This is a genomic window from Nesterenkonia rhizosphaerae, from assembly GCF_039544555.1.
GTDB lineage: Bacteria > Actinomycetota > Actinomycetes > Actinomycetales > Micrococcaceae > Nesterenkonia > Nesterenkonia rhizosphaerae.
In genome coordinates this window covers 120,767-136,600 of record NZ_BAABLW010000001.1, presented here as the reverse complement: position 1 = coordinate 136,600, position 15,834 = coordinate 120,767, and the positions used below count along the sequence as shown (strand labels likewise).

General features: G+C 61.2%; 13 protein-coding genes. All 13 read left to right on the top strand.

The genetic code is table 11. The features are described 5' to 3' along the window. Positions 1-67 precede the first annotated feature (67 nt). Positions 68-3,049: a DUF4040 family protein gene (locus ABEA23_RS00625; protein ID WP_345476202.1), complete on the top strand. Its 2,982-nt coding sequence runs from the start codon at positions 68-70 to the stop codon at positions 3,047-3,049. Continuing rightward, on the top strand, positions 3,046-3,531 hold the full coding sequence (locus ABEA23_RS00620; protein WP_345476201.1) for a sodium:proton antiporter: 486 nt from the start codon (positions 3,046-3,048) through the stop codon (positions 3,529-3,531). The genes ABEA23_RS00625 and ABEA23_RS00620 overlap by 4 nt, the downstream gene beginning before the upstream one ends. Continuing rightward, complete coding sequence (locus ABEA23_RS00615) at positions 3,528-5,138, top strand: monovalent cation/H+ antiporter subunit D family protein (RefSeq protein ID WP_345476200.1); 1,611 nt, start codon at positions 3,528-3,530, stop codon at positions 5,136-5,138. The genes ABEA23_RS00620 and ABEA23_RS00615 overlap by 4 nt, the downstream gene beginning before the upstream one ends. Beyond that, positions 5,135-5,578, top strand: a complete 444-nt coding sequence (locus tag ABEA23_RS00610) for a Na+/H+ antiporter subunit E (protein WP_345476199.1) — start codon at positions 5,135-5,137, stop codon at positions 5,576-5,578. The genes ABEA23_RS00615 and ABEA23_RS00610 overlap by 4 nt, the downstream gene beginning before the upstream one ends. Next, entirely contained in the window at positions 5,575-5,841 is a 267-nt protein-coding gene (locus ABEA23_RS00605) for an MrpF/PhaF family protein (protein ID WP_044494155.1), read from the top strand. The genes ABEA23_RS00610 and ABEA23_RS00605 overlap by 4 nt, the downstream gene beginning before the upstream one ends. Continuing rightward, entirely contained in the window at positions 5,841-6,209 is a 369-nt protein-coding gene (locus tag ABEA23_RS00600) for a cation:proton antiporter (RefSeq protein ID WP_345476198.1), read from the top strand. Before ABEA23_RS00605 ends, ABEA23_RS00600 begins: the two co-directional genes overlap by 1 nt. Positions 6,210-6,342: 133 nt before the next feature. Beyond that, the gene (locus tag ABEA23_RS00595; protein ID WP_345476197.1) at positions 6,343-7,569 is read left to right on the top strand and encodes a YihY/virulence factor BrkB family protein; all 1,227 of its coding nucleotides are present in this window, start codon (positions 6,343-6,345) and stop codon (positions 7,567-7,569) included. A 159-nt stretch (positions 7,570-7,728) separates the two neighbouring features. Beyond that, positions 7,729-9,354: a peptide ABC transporter substrate-binding protein gene (locus ABEA23_RS00590; protein WP_345476196.1), complete on the top strand. Its 1,626-nt coding sequence runs from the start codon at positions 7,729-7,731 to the stop codon at positions 9,352-9,354. 194 nt (positions 9,355-9,548) lie between these two features. After that, positions 9,549-10,475, top strand: coding sequence for an ABC transporter permease (locus ABEA23_RS00585; protein ID WP_345476195.1), 927 nt, complete (start codon positions 9,549-9,551; stop codon positions 10,473-10,475). Next, positions 10,468-11,400: an ABC transporter permease gene (locus tag ABEA23_RS00580; protein ID WP_044494160.1), complete on the top strand. Its 933-nt coding sequence runs from the start codon at positions 10,468-10,470 to the stop codon at positions 11,398-11,400. Before ABEA23_RS00585 ends, ABEA23_RS00580 begins: the two co-directional genes overlap by 8 nt. A gap of 12 nt (positions 11,401-11,412) precedes the next feature. Then, positions 11,413-12,447 carry an ABC transporter ATP-binding protein gene (locus ABEA23_RS00575; protein WP_345476194.1) on the top strand — a complete coding sequence of 345 codons (1,035 nt, stop codon included), beginning with the start codon at positions 11,413-11,415 and terminating at the stop codon, positions 12,445-12,447. After that, the gene (locus ABEA23_RS00570; RefSeq protein WP_260072090.1) at positions 12,444-13,502 is read left to right on the top strand and encodes an ABC transporter ATP-binding protein; all 1,059 of its coding nucleotides are present in this window, start codon (positions 12,444-12,446) and stop codon (positions 13,500-13,502) included. Before ABEA23_RS00575 ends, ABEA23_RS00570 begins: the two co-directional genes overlap by 4 nt. Before the next feature lie 475 nt (positions 13,503-13,977). Next, entirely contained in the window at positions 13,978-15,810 is a 1,833-nt protein-coding gene (locus ABEA23_RS00565; protein ID WP_345476193.1) for an ABC transporter substrate-binding protein, read from the top strand. The last annotated feature ends 24 nt before the right edge of the window (positions 15,811-15,834 follow it).

Below are 15,834 nucleotides of genomic sequence, written 5' to 3'. Positions count from 1 at the left end.
GGATGGGCAGGATAAATCCTGGCCATCCCGTGCGCCTGCCCGACCGCCATAACAAGGAGGACCTCCTATGACGCTGATGGTCCTCCTTTTTCTTGCGCTGGTGCTGGTGCCCGCTGCAGTGGCAGTGCACAGGCTCGCCGGACGCAATACGGGATGGTTTGCCGCCGCGGCGCTGACAGCCCTGGGTGCCGCGACTCTGCCGTGGATCCCCGGCCTCCTGGAGGGTGAGACCCCCACCGCCCACTTGCCCTGGATACCCAGCCTGAATGTGGGAATCTCGCTGCGGCTGGACGGCCTGGCAATGGTCTTCTTGCTGCTGGTGCTGTTTATCGGCGCACTGGTGATGGCCTATAGCGCCCGGTACTTTTCCCCTAAGAAGAAGACGGGGGACTACTACCTGTGGATGCTGATGTTCGTCTTCGCCATGTCCGGCATGGTGCTGGCCGACGACCTCATCCTGCTCTTCGTCTTCTGGGAGTTCACTACTCTCTGCTCGTTCTTTCTGATCAACCGCTCCGGTGATAAAGCGCCCGCCCCCGCCCAGCGCACGCTGCTGATCACTATGGCCGGCGGCCTCGGCCTGCTCACCGCCGTGCTGTGGATCATCGTCAAGACCGGCACTACACGGATCTCGGAGGCGCTGACCCACCAGGTGTGGGGTGAAGACGCCACCTTCACCGCCGTGGTCGCGCTGCTGATCGCCTTCGCTGCATTCACCAAATCCGCGCAGTTCCCCTTCCACCTGTGGCTGCCCGATGCCATGGTGGCACCGGCCCCGGTCTCCGCATATCTGCACGCGGCTGCCATGGTCAAAGCTGGCATTTACCTGCTGCTGCGCTTCTCACCGGTCTTTGAAGGTGTCGCAGTCTGGCAGGTCACCCTGATCGTTGGTGGCCTGATCACCGCACTGATCGGTGCGCTCTTTGCGTGTCAGCGCCATGACATCAAAGAGATCATGGCTTACTCCACGGTCTCGCAGCTGGGCTTCCTCGTCGCAATCATCGGCGTCGGAACGCCGACGGCCATCGCCGCGGCCATCATTCACGTCATCGCCCACGCACTGTTCAAGTCCTCGCTGTTCATGATGGTCGGCATCATCGAACATGAGGCGCATTCCCGCGATATCCGAGTGCTCAACGGTCTGCGCAAGACCATGCCGGTCTCCTTCGTCATCACCTTGATCGCCTCCCTCTCTATGGCCGGTGTGCCCCCGCTTTTCGGCTTCGTCTCCAAAGAGAATCTGCTCAAGGGTTTCCTCTCCGCAGAGGACGGCACATTTGGCCCCGGGCTGACCTGGACCATCACGCTGCTGGCGGTGCTGGCGGCAGTGGGCACCTTCGCCTACTGTGGTCGGATCGTCCTGGGTGCCTTCACCTCCTATACCGGTGCCGGCAAGCGTGATGAAGTACTGGAACCCATGGCTGCCGACGGCGCCCACGAGGCTCCTTTCAGCTTCTACCTCCCGGCGCTGCTGCCGGCTGTGGCAGGTGCGCTGCTGGGCTTCGTGCCTTTCATCTTCGACGGTCTGATCAGCCAGGCAGCCACCGCCGCTCACCGCGACAGCTACGAGGCCCACTTCTACCTGTGGGGCGGGATCAGCGTTGATCTGATGCTCTCGGTGGTGGTCATGGGCGTGGGCCTGATGGCGATCTTCACTCGAACCCGACTGGACAGCCTGATTCCGCGCACCATCCTGCCGTTCACCGGTGTGCAGATCGCTGAGAACATTCGGACCGGCTCCATTAACTTCGGCCGCCGCGTGGGCGATCTGACCCGCACGGATATGCATGGCCTCCACCTCACCGCTCCAGGCATCTTCTTGGCGGGTCTTTTCCTAGCCGGTGTGCTGCATGTGGGCGAGGTCGGCAGCTTCAGCGAAGGCCACACCCAGCCCATTGACTGGGTGCTGATCTCGCTGCTGACGGTCTTCCTGCTGGGCACTGTCATCACCACCTCGCGCACCGCGGCCGTGGTTCTTGCAGGCGGTGCAGGCTTCGTCGTCGGCGCCTGGTACTTCGCCCTCGGTGCCGTGGATGTCGGCATGACCCAGCTGCTGGTCGAGATCCTCACCGTGGTGGTGCTGGTTCTGGTGATGCGCAAGCTGCCGCGGAAGTTCCACGCCGTCTCGCGGACCCGCACCGCAGTCTCGGCCGTCGTCGCCATCCTCTTCGGTGTCATGGCTTTTGTGGCCACCTTCGCGCTGACTGGACGCCGCGGCCAGTCACCTGCAGCTGAATGGTATTTGCAGAACACCTACGATGCTTCCGGGGCCATCAACGTAGTCAACTCCATCCTGGTGGACTTCCGTGCTCTGGATACCTTCGGTGAGCTCACCGTGCTTGGTGTGGCTGGCTTCGCCATCCTGGCAGTGCTGAACTCGGCATTCTCCACCTCAGATAATGAACCGGCTGAGTCCCGCCTGTGGGTGGGCACCCCGTTGGATCACGCAGCAGATAACACGGTGGCCATGCGCACCGTATTCAACTGGATGGCGCCTTTCATCGTGATCCTCTCGCTGGTGCTGCTGCTGCGCGGCCACTATGACTCCGGGGGTGGATTCATCGCCGCGCTGGTGGCAGGTGGTTTCTTCGCCCTGCGCTACCTGGTGGCACCCAGCGATTCTGCTGTGAAGCTGCGCTTCGACTACGCGCTGGTGATCGTCGGCGGCATCATCACCGGTGCAGCCATCGGCTTCACCGGTTTCATCGAGGGCTCCTATCTGCGGCCGATCGTCATCTTCGAAGGCCTACCGCTGCCATGGGGCTCCGAGTCCGGATTCTCCCTGACCACAGCGCTGATCTTCGACATCGGCATCTACCTGGCCGTCATCGGTGCGGTGCTGGTGGCACTGGACCGTTTGGGTCAGGCCCAGCGCTATCCAGCTGAACTCTTGAAGGCGCATATGAAGGCTCAGGGCCAGCAGACCGGTGAGATCTCTGAGATCGAGATGCACGCCGGCGCTGACCCCGGAGACTTGCCGCTGGAAGCGCAGGCTGAGGAACGTAAGTATCTGCGGCCGCTGCGCCGCAAGGGGGTGAGCGGCTCATGAGCATCGCTATTGCCGTAGGCCTGCTGACCGCCGCCGCCGTCTATCTGTTCATGCAGCGCGGCATGGTGCGCATCGTGCTGGGCTTTGTGCTGGCCAGCCATGCTGCCAACCTGATGCTCTTCGCCGCCGGCAACACGGCTTTCCGTGATGTCCCGTATATCGGTTCAGGAGAAGTGGGCGAGCAGGCGGATCCGCTGCCACAGGCCTTTGTGCTCACCGCGATCGTCATCGCCTTCTCCATCACCATGTTCATGGTGACCCTGGCTATCACCACCACCCGGGATGATGACACCGAGGATGAAGAAGAGTCCCCGGTTAAGGTGCTGGCTCCGGGCAGCACAGCAGATACCGACGACGCCGCCTTCACAGACTTGGACACTGCCTCCGGTGAGATCGCAGTAGAGACCTACAAGGATGAGACTGGCGTGGGCCAGCCCAACCTCGAGCACGCCGAGCGCATGCCGAAGGAGGAGGAGAAGTGAGCCTCACCGAGATCCTCCCGCCGCTGCTGCCGCTGCTGGTTGGCGTGCCGCTGTTGATGGGCGCCATTGGAGCGGCAGTGCGCAAGAACAAGCGCATTCGCCACGCCATCAGCTTAGGCACTCTGGCCGGGCTGCTGGCCTTCTCCATCCTGCTGGTAGTGGTCACCCATGACGGCACCGTCCTGGCTCACCAGGTGGGTATGTGGGACTACGGCATCTCCATTCCCTTTGTGGTGGATGCGTTGAGTTCCCTGGTGCTGATGATCATCAGCATTCTGGGTATTGCCAGTGTGCTCTTTGCTATGGCCACCCACGAGGCCCGGGCCCGCTTCTACCATCCGTTTGTGCTGGTGCTGATGGCCGGAGTGGCCGGCGCTCTGATGACCGGCGATATCTTCAACCTCTTCGTTTTCATCGAAGTGATGCTGCTGCCCAGCTACGGCCTGCTGGCCATGATGGGCGCGAAGCTGGGCGCTCACGGCGCACGCATCTATGTCTCGGTCAACCTGCTGGCCTCCACCCTGCTGCTGATCGGTATCGCGCTGGTTTACGCCACCGCGGGCACCGTTAACCTTGCTGAGCTGCGCGGAGCAGCTGTGGAGGATCCGGCGGTGGCTGTGGCAGGCGGCGTCGTCCTGACCGCCATCAGCATCAAGGCTGCAGTGGTGCCGGTCCATGGTTGGCTGACCCGTACTTATCCGATGACCTCACCGGCAGTGACCACCCTGTTCTCCGGTATCCACACCAAGGTGGCGATCTACGCCATCTACCGCATCTACTCGCTGCTCTTCGACGCCGATGAGAAGTTCCTGTGGGTCGCGCTGCTGGTGACCTCCCTGACCATGCTCATCGGTGTGCTGGGGGCAATCGGAGAAAAGACCACTCGCTCAATCCTGGTTTTCCACATGATCAGCCAGATCGGCTACATCCTCATCGGTGTGGGGCTCTTCACCGGCCTTGGGCTCACCGCAGGCATCTTCTACCTGCTGCACCACATGATTGTGAAAGCCAGCCTCTTCCTCTCCACCGGCGCTATCGAGGAGACCTACGGCACCGGTGAGATCGACAAGCTGGGCGGGATGCTCAAACGCGAGCCGCTGATCGCTGTGACCTTTATGGTGGCGGCCCTCTCGCTGGCCGGCCTGCCGCCATTCTCCGGATTTGTGGCGAAGTTCAGCATCATTCAGGCCACCCTGGAGCAGTCCCACTACTGGGTTGCTGCAGTCGCGGTGCTGGTCTCGGTGTTCACGCTGCTCTCCATGCTGAAGATCTGGACCGGCGTGTTTATGGGCTCTGCACCTAAGGATCTGGAGGAGCGCGCGTTGACCTATCAGGAGCGCATGCACGGCAAGCGCTACCTTCGGGTCCAGGCCCAGGCGGAGAGCCCCACGCTGACTATCGGCCCTCCGACTGCCACCATGAGCGCTGTGCTTGCCGGTGAGCGGGCGGTGAAGGTCCCTATGAAGCTCATCATCCCGGGCATGCTGCTGGCAGCCATCACATTGTTCTTCGGTCTGGGCGCGGAGCTGCTGATGACGCTCTCGGAGACCGCCGCTGAGAACCTGCTGAACCCCGACGGTTACGTGGAGGCGGTGAGCAACGCATGAGCCATAAATACGACGACGCTGGCATCGGCTCATGGCCCTGGCGAGTGATCAGCTTCATGCTCTGGTACGCCAAAGAGTTCATCCTGGCGAATCTGCGAGTGACCCTGGATGTGCTGCGGCCGAAGAAGTCTCAAAAGATGAATCCGGCGATTATCGCGGTGCCAGCAGCATCAAAGAATGACGCTGAGTGGACCATGATCTCCACGCTGATCACGCTGACCCCCGGCACCTTGACGCTGAGCATCTCCCGGGAGCACCGGATCCTCTACGTGCACGGGATGTTCGTGGACAGCCGCGAAGATCTGGTGGCTGAGATCCAGGAGATGGAGGACCGCATGCTGCGCGCTATGCGGCGGGTGCCCGGGGACTTGAGCCGGCCGGTGCAGGCGCCGGTGGTTGAGCCGACTGAGTCGGATCATCAGGGCGGTGAGGTCCAATGATCTCTGAGATCACACTGGAAGTGGCGCTGGTGCTGCTGGCGGTGGGCATGCTCCTGGCAGCAGTGCGGGCATACCTCGGGCCGAAGGTGACGGACCGGGCTGTGGCCGCTGACCTGATCTTCTTCGCGATCATCGGGTTCATCGCGCTGATCGGACTGCGCACCAATATCGAAGCACTTTTCGACATCATTCTTATCGCAACGCTGCTGGGCTTCATGGCAGCGATCTCTATGGCCCGTCTGGGATCAGGAGGCCGACGCTGATGGACGCATTGACACTGCTGCACGGTGCCGGACTGCTCCTGATTTTCTTAGGCATTGTGACCATCATTGTTGCCGGTATCGGACTGTTCCGCCTCCCGGACCTTTACCTGCGCGCCTCCGCCGTCGGCACCTCCGCGGGGCTGGGAGTAGCCAGCATTGTGGTGGGTGTGCTGCTGATGGACTTCTCCTGGCTGAATCTGGTGAAGGCACTGATCGCGGTCATCGCCCAGCTGCTGACATCGGCAGTGGGTTCCATGGCCATTGCCCGCTCCGGTTACCTGAATAACTCGGTGCCTGCGGCAATCACGCATACCGATGATCTGATGAAGACGCGCCGGGATCAGTTCGAATCTGGCCACCAGAAATAACGTCACGAAACTCTAGGAACTCCTCCGGATGGGGGCTGGGTTCCGACAGTTTCTTGACGTTCTGTCTCTCTGATCGGATGGAGAGCGCCGGTGTTCAGGGAGCATCCAGAGATCATCCGGATACTTGGGTGATATGAGCGACGAGGGTCTGAAGCCGCACACTATCCGCGAACGCGACGACGACGCCATGGGCGTCTTCGATGAGACGGCCACCTATCAGGACGCCTCCCGTCCCGGTACGGTCTCCGCCGCTGCTGACCAGCCTTTCCTGGTGAAGGCGCGTCAGCGCGAAGAGTATGTGGAGAGCCACCGCGGCGAGCGCGACGAGGACAAACCCGAGTCCCCACCGAAGCTCACGAAAGCGTCGTGGCGCTACAGCGTCAAACGCACGCTCACTGAATTCAGCAGGGACCAGTGCACGGACTTAGCTGCGGCACTGACCTATTACGCAGTGCTCTCGGTCTTCCCGGCGTTGGTTGCTTTGGTCTCGCTGCTGTCACTGGTGGGGGAGGCCGAGCGGACTCAGCAGTTCGTGATGGACACCCTGGCCGAGATGACCGGCGGCGAAGACAACCAGATCATGGAGACCGTTGATCTGGTGATGGGCAGCATCACTGAGGCCCAGGGCGCTGGGATCGCCCTGGCTCTAGGTATTCTGACCGCCATCTGGACCGCCTCCAACTACGTCAATGCCTTCTCCCGGGCGATGAACCGCATCTTCGAGGTGGAAGAAGGCCGCAGCGTCCTCAAGCTTCGCCCTCTGCTCTACGGTGTCACAGTGGCACTGATTGTTCTGGTCGCCATTGCCGGTGTTCTCCTGGTGGTCTCAGGACCGCTAGCTGAAGCCATCGGGGCCACTGTGGGCTTGGGCGAAACCGCCGTCACCGTATGGAACTGGGCAAGCCCGGTAGTGCTGCTGTTCCTGGCGGCCGGAGGCATCGCTCTGCTGTACTACTTCACTCCGAATATTCGCCAGCCCGGCGCTTCCTGGATCTCCGCCGGTGCAGTGCTGGCTATCGTGGTGATGATCCTGACCACCGTGGGCGTAGCCATCTACGTGATGAACTTTGCCAACTACAACGCTACCTACGGTGCCCTGGCAGGCGTCATCATCTTCCTGTTCTGGATCTACATCATGAATATGGTGTTGCTGCTAGGTGCAGAGTTCGACGCCGAACTCGAGCGCAGCCGCCAGCTGCAGACCGGCATCGACGCCGAGCGCACCATCATGCTTGCTCCCCGAGAAACAAAGGGCCTGGAGAAGCGCCACGCGAAGTATGAAGAAGTGGTCGCTTCGGCCCAGGCTCTACGGCTGACCCGGGGTCGGACTGCCGACCCGGACGAGGTCTGGCGCCGGTAACGGTTGTGTAAAACCTCTGAGACAGCTGGGCTGCGGGTGAGCGTGCGGTGTGAGAGCTTGATAAGCTCCCCCTTTAAGTGACGCATGCAACACATGCGCCGCGAAGGAATAGGCAGGCCCACCATATGCCTGTCTCTCGCATTCTCTTGAGGAGACATTTTGTCCATTAGTAAGAACTTCACCCGCGCGGGAGTGGTACTGGCTGCCTCCGCTCTGGTTCTGACCGCCTGCGGCGGCAATGGTGATAACGGCGGCGACGCCGGCACCGCCGAGGGCGAGTCAGCTGCCGTCGCTGGCGGCGGTACCATCTCGGTCTACAACTGCGAGCCCCAGCACCTGGTGCCCGGTAACTCGACCGAAGTCTGCGGATCCAAGGTCCTTCAGCAGCTCTTTACTGGTCTCGTTGAGCTCGACTACGACACCTACGAGGTCATCCCCGGCGTCGCAGAGTCCTGGGACACCGAGGACAGCCAGACCTGGACCTTCACCCTCGGCGAGGACTGGACCTTCCAGAACGGTGAGGAAATCACCGCACAGACTTTCGTCGACACTTTCAACTGGGTGGTCAACCCGGAGAACACCCAGCAGAGCGCCAACTTCTTCGACAACGTCGTCGGCTACGACGCGGTCATCAACGAAGAGACCGACGAGCTCGAGGGTCTGCGCGCGGTTGATGAGTACACGCTGGAAATCGAGCTGGCTGAGCCTTTCGCTCCGTTCCCCCAGATGCTCACCTACACTGCTTTCTACCCGATGCCCTCTGAAGCCTTCGAGGACATCGAAGCCTTCGAGCAGGCCCCCATCGGCAACGGTCGGTACCAGATCGACGGTTCCTGGGAGCATGACGTGCAGATTGCTGCCGATCGCTGGGAGGACTTCCCCGGCGAGAACCCTGGTCTTCCCGAGCGTATCGAGTGGCGCATCTACTCCGATATCGACACTGCCTACATGGACGTTCAGGCCGGAAACCTGGACATCCTGGACCAGACTCCTCCGAACCGTCTGACTCAGATCGAGGCAGACTTCGGTGAGAACTCCGCCACCTTCGACACCGGATCCTTCACCTACCTGGGTCTGCCGCTGTACCAGGAGGAATTCCAGGACGAAGACGTGCGCCACGCGCTGTCCATGGCTATTGACCGCCAGGCTGTTATTGACGCCATCTTCGACGGCGCCCAGACTCCGGCTACCAACATCATTCCGCCGATGCTTCCTGAGGCTCAGGACGGCATCTGCGAATGGTGCGAGTACAACCCTGAAGAAGCAGCCGACCTGTACGAGGCTGCTGGCGGCCCCTCCGAACTGACCGTGTGGTTCAACTCCGGTGCCGGCCACGAGCAGTGGGTGGAAGCCGTTGCTAACCAGTGGCGCCAGAACCTCGGCATCGAAGAGGTCAAGTTCGAGTCCCTGGAGTTCGCTCAGTACCTCGAGCTGCACGACAACGAGGAGATCACCGGTCCCTTCCGCCTGGGCTGGACGCTGTCCTACCCCAGTGCTCAGTACGCGATGGAGCCCATTTACACCACCGGCCAGTCTTCGAACTACACCGGTTTCTCCAATGAGGAGTTCGATGCTCTGATCGAGGAAGCCAACGCTGCAGATCCGGAGACTTCCATCGAGCTCTACCAGCAGGCTGAAGAGATCCTGCTGAACGAGATGCCTGTTCTGCCGATGTGGTTCTCCAACTACACCACCGTCCACAGCGACCGGATCGACAACGGTTCGCTGCTGATGGACCAGGGCACATTCCTGCGCCTTGAGCAGATTGTGGTCACCGAGGACTAATCCCCTCCGACACCGAAAAGCGCGGTCGGCACCATGGCGTGCAGGCCGCGCTTTTTGGTGCCCGCCATTTGTTCAATTCTGCAATTCTGTCCTGAGTCTCTATCATGGAGCCCGGCACTGTCGCCTCCATCACATGGGGGCCCGACGGTGCCAGGCGTCCCAGGACGCACTGACCGGCCCCATCCAAGGACACCATGACTCGATACATCATCCGGCGTCTGCTGCAGTTCATACCGGTCATCCTCATCTCCACGCTGATCGTCTACGCGCTGGTGTTCGCCATTCCAGGCGACCCGATCCGCGCGTTGGCCGGCGACCGTCCGATGAGCGATGCCGTGCGCGAACAGCTCAGAGCGCAGTACAACCTCGACGACCCCTTCTTCATTCAGTACTTCAAGTACATATGGGGCGTCTTCACCGCAGCTGACTTCGGCACTACCTTCCAGGGCCGTCCCGTGCTGGACATCATCCAGCAGCGACTGCCGGTGACGGTCACGCTCGCGCTGGTGGCTACGGCAATCCAGGCCGTTTTCGGTGTCATTGCCGGCATCCTGTGCACCATCTATAAGGACCGGTTCATCGATCGTCTGGTGCAGGTCAGCACCGTGATGATGGTTGCTCTGCCGATTATTGCCATCGGCTTCCTACTGCAGCTGGTGTTCGGCCTCAACCTGGGTTGGTTCCCGATCGCAGGTAACCGTGAAGGCCTCGTCAGCTACCTGCTGCCGGCCTTCACCCTGGCATCGGTGTCCACCGGCATCATCGCCCGCCTGCTGCGCGGCGAACTCGTAGATGCCATGCAGTCCGACTATGTGCGCACCGCCACTGCCAAGGGGCTCAAGCGCACCCGCGTCATCGGCCGCCACGGCCTGCGCAACGCCATGATCCCGGTGGTGACCTTCATTGGTGCCGACCTGGCCAGCATGCTCGGCGGTTCGATCGTGGTGGAGTCGATTTTCAACCTGCCGGGACTCGGCGAGCAGGTATACCGCTCCATCAGTGGCCAGGAAGGTACCGTCGTCGTCGGCATCGTCACTCTGATGGTGATCTTCTTCGTGGTGATCAACCTGCTGGTTGACCTGCTCTACGGCCTGCTCGACCCAAGGATCCGCTATGAGTAATCCAAACCCTGAGGCACGAACCACCCCGGTTTCCACTGCGGCCACTGAGGCCGGCGAGGGGCAGAAGAAAACCGCCGAGGCAAGCCTGCTGGCTGACGCCTGGCGCTCCCTGCGGAAGAACCCCTGGTTCATCATCTCGGCAGCGATCCTGCTGGTGATGCTGGCCATGGCGATCTTCCCGCAGCTGTTCACCAGCGAGGATCCGCGCGCCTGCTTCCTGGAGCGCAACCGTCAGACCCCATCTGCCGAACACTGGTTCGGCACTGATATCCAGGGCTGTGACTACTACACCCGGGTGATCTACGGAGCCCGGAACTCCATTGCGGTGGGCTTCATCGTCAGCCTCGGAGTGCTGGTCATCTCATTGATCCTGGGGCTCGTGGCCGGTTACTTCGGGAAATGGGTTGACGCTGTGATCTCCCGCTTCACCGACATGGTCTTCGCTGTACCCTACATCCTGGGTGCGCTGGTCTTCCTCAACGTGATCCCCACCCGCGGAGTACGGGAGGTGGCCATGGTGCTGATCATCTTCACCTGGCCGACGATGACCCGCTTGATGCGCGGATCAGTGATCTCAGCGGCCAGCACAGAGTACGTCACCGCCGCTCGAGCGCTGGGTGCCGGACATGTCACCATCATGCGCCGGCATATTCTGCCGAACTCGTTGGGTCCGGTGATCGGTTACGCCACCGTGTTCATCGGCATCATCATCGGCGCTGAAGCAACCCTGACCTATCTCGGTGTGGGGCTTCAGCTGCCGGCCATCTCCTGGGGCTTGCAGCTCTCGGATGCCAAGCCTTATCTGACTTCGTTCCCGCATCTGCTGGTGTTCCCGCTGCTGTTCGTCTCGCTGACGGTCTTCGCCTTTATGACCCTTGGCGACGCGGTGCGCGATGCTCTCGACCCGAAGTCCAAGAAGAAGTAAGGGGTCACTGTAGTGACTGAGACAACGACGACGTCGGGCACTCCACTATTGGAGGTTCGCAACCTAGAGGTGGAGTTCCGTTCCAAGGCCGGAGTGGCCCAGGCCATCAACGGCATGAACTTCACGCTCCATGCTGGCGAGACGCTGGCCATCCTCGGTGAGTCCGGATCCGGCAAATCAGTGACCGCTCAGACCATTATGGGCATCCTGGACATGCCACCGGGGCATATCACCGGTGGACAGATTCTCTACCGCGGTGAAGACCTGCTGACCATGGGGGAGGAGAAGCGCCGGAAGCTGCGCGGGATGAATATCTCGATGATCTTCCAGGACGCCCTTTCCAGCTTGAACCCGGTGCTGCCGGTGGGGTGGCAGATTGCTGAGATGTTTCGCGTGCACCGCGGTTTCAAGCGCAAGGAAGCCCGCGCTAAAGCCGTTGAGCTGATGCAGAAGGTGGGGATCCCCGCCGCGGAGAAGCGCGTATGGGACTTCCCTCATCAGTTCTCCGGCGGCATGCGGCAGCGCATCATGATCGCGATGGCTATCGCTCTGGATCCGGATGTGCTCATTGCCGATGAGCCCACCACGGCGCTGGACGTCACAGTGCAGGCGCAGGTGATGGGCCTGCTGAAGGACCTGCAGGCCGAGCACAATATGGGCCTGATCCTGATCACCCACGACCTGGGTGTGGTGGCGGATGTGGCCGATAAGATCGCGGTGATGTACGCCGGCCGGGTGATGGAGTCCGCCGATGTCTTTGAGATCTACGCCCGGACCGCCAACCCCTACACCAAGGGGCTGCTGGAATCGATTCCGCGTATCGACGGAGCCGGTGAGCGGCTGCGCGCCATCCCTGGTCTGCCGCCGTCGCTGACGGATATGCCAGCGGGCTGCCCGTTCAGCCCACGCTGCGAATTCGCGACCGAACTGTGTACTGCGGAGCGGCCAGCTCTGCGTGAGATCGTGCCCGGACATCGCTCCGCCTGCCATTACGCAGAGAAAATCTATGCGATGAGTGCCGAGGGTACAGAGGAGGCCCGAGCATGAGCCTGAATCCCCAGCCGCACACCACCGGCGTCGTCGACCCCTTTGCCGATGCGGAGGTTGTCCTTGACGTCAAAGACCTGGTGAAGCACTACCCGCTGACTCAGGGCGTCGTCTTTCAGAAGAAGGTCGGCGCTGTTCAGGCGGTCGACGGCGTGAGCTTCCAGCTTCGCAAGGGGGAGACCCTGGGTATTGTGGGCGAGTCCGGCTCGGGCAAGTCCACTCTGGCTAAGCTTCTGATGCGTCTTGAGGACCCGGACTCCGGTTCGGTGGCCTTCAAGGGCCAGGACTTCCTCTCGGTCAAGGGCGAGGAGCTGCGCCGACTTCGCCGGAAGATCCAGATCATCTTCCAGGACCCCTATACCTCACTGAACCCGCGAATGTCGGTAGGTGACATCATCGGGGAACCCTTCAAACTCCATAAGGATGCCAGGCCCGCTCAGGGCATCCGCAACCGGGTTAAAGAGCTGCTGGACCTAGTGGGGTTGAACCCGGACCATATCAACCGGTATCCGCACCAGTTCTCCGGCGGCCAGCGCCAGCGCATCGGCATTGCGCGGGGCCTGGCACTGAACCCGGATGTCATCATCTGCGATGAGCCGGTCTCCGCGCTGGATGTTTCGGTCCAGGCGCAGGTGATGAACCTGCTGGAGGACCTGCAGAAGGAGATGGGGCTCAGCTACATCTTCATCGCCCACGATCTTTCTGTCGTTCGGCACATTTCTGACCGGGTCGGTGTGATGTACCTGGGCAAGCTTGCCGAGCTGGGTCACGATGAGGAGATCTACTCCGCGCCGGCACACCCCTATACGCAGGCGCTGCTCTCGGCAGTACCGGTGCCTGACCCCACCCAGCGGGGCCACCGTCAGCAGATCGTGCTCAAGGGGGACCCGCCGAGTCCGGCGAACCCGCCGTCGGGCTGCCGATTCCGCACACGATGCTGGAAGGCAACTGATCGTTGTGCCGAGGAAGTCCCGGAGCTGATGGTCCGGCCGGGCATTACCCAGCTGGCCGCTTGCCACTATGCGGCTCAGAACGAGGACGTCGCAGCAGAATGAGCTGAGTCCTGCATACGGAAGCTGCTTCACCGGGCGGCGAGCGAACACCGAACGTAACATTCTGACTTATTTTGCAATGCGGAATGTTCGACGAGTGTTCACTCGCCGTCCGTTTTTGGTTACGGACATGTTTCGCACGCCGTCGAAAACCCCACTGGAACTAGGCGCAGCCTGACGTTTAGCTGACTTCTACCTGGAGGTCACTTACCGCGTATTTTCACGGAAGTTACGCTCGTCACACCCTCTGCAGCTCCCTGACTAGACGTGTTTCAAGAAGGTTGCTCGCTGCAACTTGACTTTCCCCAATTGAGACCTAGTCCACACTATGACCCAGTCTTGACCCCTTGTAACGGTTGCGTTACGTGCCTAAAAGGGGTGTTCTGCGCGCTGATTGCCGACGTAATGTGGTGCCACCTTGATTTGGTGTTGCGTACATCACCAGTCTCATTCGCACCTATCGCATGAGGAGCAAGAAGTGAAACTACGGAAACTCTCTGCCGCCACGGCCATTCTGGCCTCCGGCGCGCTCGTCCTCTCGGGCTGCACCCCGGGGGATGACGAGGAGACCACGCCGGATAACGACGCGGTTGAAGAAACTGAAGGCACTGAGAATGGCGACGCTGGCCGGTACACAGTTGAGCCGACCGATGGTGCTCTTGCTGATCTTGGAGCAGATTTCTCGACCGCCGATGACGAGATTCGGGTCTCGCTGGGCCCGCAGCCGTTTAATAGCTACAACGGACAGACGCCGAGCAACTACAACGTCTACAACTCCACTATCGTGGACCGCCTGTTCGAAGGCTTCTCCTATGTCGGAACGGACCTGGGGATCTATCAGAACGAGGATTTCGGTTCCTACGAAATTGTGAACGAGGACCCTTTCCAGGTTCAGTACACGATCAACGACGAAGTTGAGTGGTCTGACGGGACCCCGGTCACCGTCGCAGACTATGTCATGGACTGGGCGGCTTCTCGCTACATCGGTGAGGACGGTTTCGACTACATCTCGCCTAACGTCGGCACCTACATCCCGGATGGACCCCAGGCGGAATCCCCGGATTCAAAGACCTTCACCGTGGAGTACCCGGATGGCGCCTATGCAGACTGGCAGCTCATGATCCAGAGCGCTCTGCCGGCCCACATCGTCGCGCAGGAAGCTGGTCTCGAGCTCGACGAAATGACCGAGGGCCTGCTCGCCGGTGACGAAGAGATCGTTGCTGCCGCATCGGAGACCTGGAACACCGTGTGGGAAACCGAACCCGGTACGCTTCCGGACGAGTCGCTGATTCCTTCTTCCGGCCCATACATGCTCGAGGACTGGGCCGACGGCGAATACGTCACCCTCCGCGCGAATGAGAATTACTGGGGTACTCCGCCCGGCGTCTCGACATTCGTTTTCCAGTTCCTGGACAACGCGCAGCATGTCCAGGCTCTTGAAAACGGTGACCTCCATGCCATCGTCCCCGCAGAGACGGTTGACACACGCGATCAGCTGTCTCGGCTGGCTGACGCTGGCACTCACGTGATGGACATCAGCGACAAAGCGACCTGGGAGCACTTGGACATTCAGTACGGCGATGGAAGCCCCTTCGCCGAGAACCCAGAGCTGGCTGAGGCCTTCGCTCTCTGTGTTCCTCGTCAGCAGATCGTCGAAAACCTGATTCACCCGGTGAACCCGGATGCGGAGCTGCTGAATGCGCGCGAGGTGCTGAACTTCGAGCCGAACTACGAAGATGTAGTGGCCGAAAGCTACGACGGTCGCTACGACGAGGTTGATATCGAGGCAGCTGCTGCCATCGTCGAGGAGCTCGGCGCAGAAGGCACCGAGATCCTCATCGGCCACAACGGTCAGGAGCGTCGTCACGATACTGTCGAGCTGATCCAGGCCTCCTGCGCAGAGGCCGGCCTTGAGATCGTTGACGGCGGTGACGTCAACATCGACCTCGCCGCTGGCGAGTGGGATGTTGCCCTGTTCGCTTGGGCAGGCTCCGGTCAGATCGCCTCCGGCCTGAACATCTACGGCTACGACCGGGAGAATGACCAGCCGCGTCCGCAGAACTGGACAAGCTACAACAACGACGTCGTGTCGGATGCCTTCGAGACGATCGCTACCAGCGCTGATGAGGCTGAGATCCAGGAGAACGTGATCACCCTCGAGCAGGAACTGTGGGACTCCCTGCACGGAATCCCGCTGTATGTCCATCCCGGCATCACCGGCTGGGACAGCTCGCTCCTGAATGTCCGTCCTACTCCGGCGCAGTCGCAGCTTGTGTGGAACGCACAGCAGTGGCAGCGAGCCGCAGACTGATTCCGTGACGTCTTCGACGCATAC

What these genes read in the sequence shown, in the direction of transcription:
- ABEA23_RS00620 (WP_345476201.1), top strand. Translation starts at nt 3,046, where the DNA reads ATGAGCATCGCTATTGCCGTAGGCCTGCTGACCGCCGCCGCCGTCTAT.
- ABEA23_RS00625 (WP_345476202.1), top strand. Translation starts at nt 68, where the DNA reads ATGACGCTGATGGTCCTCCTTTTTCTTGCGCTGGTGCTGGTGCCCGCT.
- ABEA23_RS00610 (WP_345476199.1), top strand. Translation starts at nt 5,135, where the DNA reads ATGAGCCATAAATACGACGACGCTGGCATCGGCTCATGGCCCTGGCGA.
- ABEA23_RS00580 (WP_044494160.1), top strand. Translation starts at nt 10,468, where the DNA reads ATGAGTAATCCAAACCCTGAGGCACGAACCACCCCGGTTTCCACTGCG.
- ABEA23_RS00570 (WP_260072090.1), top strand. Translation starts at nt 12,444, where the DNA reads ATGAGCCTGAATCCCCAGCCGCACACCACCGGCGTCGTCGACCCCTTT.
- ABEA23_RS00585 (WP_345476195.1), top strand. Translation starts at nt 9,549, where the DNA reads ATGACTCGATACATCATCCGGCGTCTGCTGCAGTTCATACCGGTCATC.
- ABEA23_RS00600 (WP_345476198.1), top strand. Translation starts at nt 5,841, where the DNA reads ATGGACGCATTGACACTGCTGCACGGTGCCGGACTGCTCCTGATTTTC.
- ABEA23_RS00605 (WP_044494155.1), top strand. Translation starts at nt 5,575, where the DNA reads ATGATCTCTGAGATCACACTGGAAGTGGCGCTGGTGCTGCTGGCGGTG.
- ABEA23_RS00595 (WP_345476197.1), top strand. Translation starts at nt 6,343, where the DNA reads ATGAGCGACGAGGGTCTGAAGCCGCACACTATCCGCGAACGCGACGAC.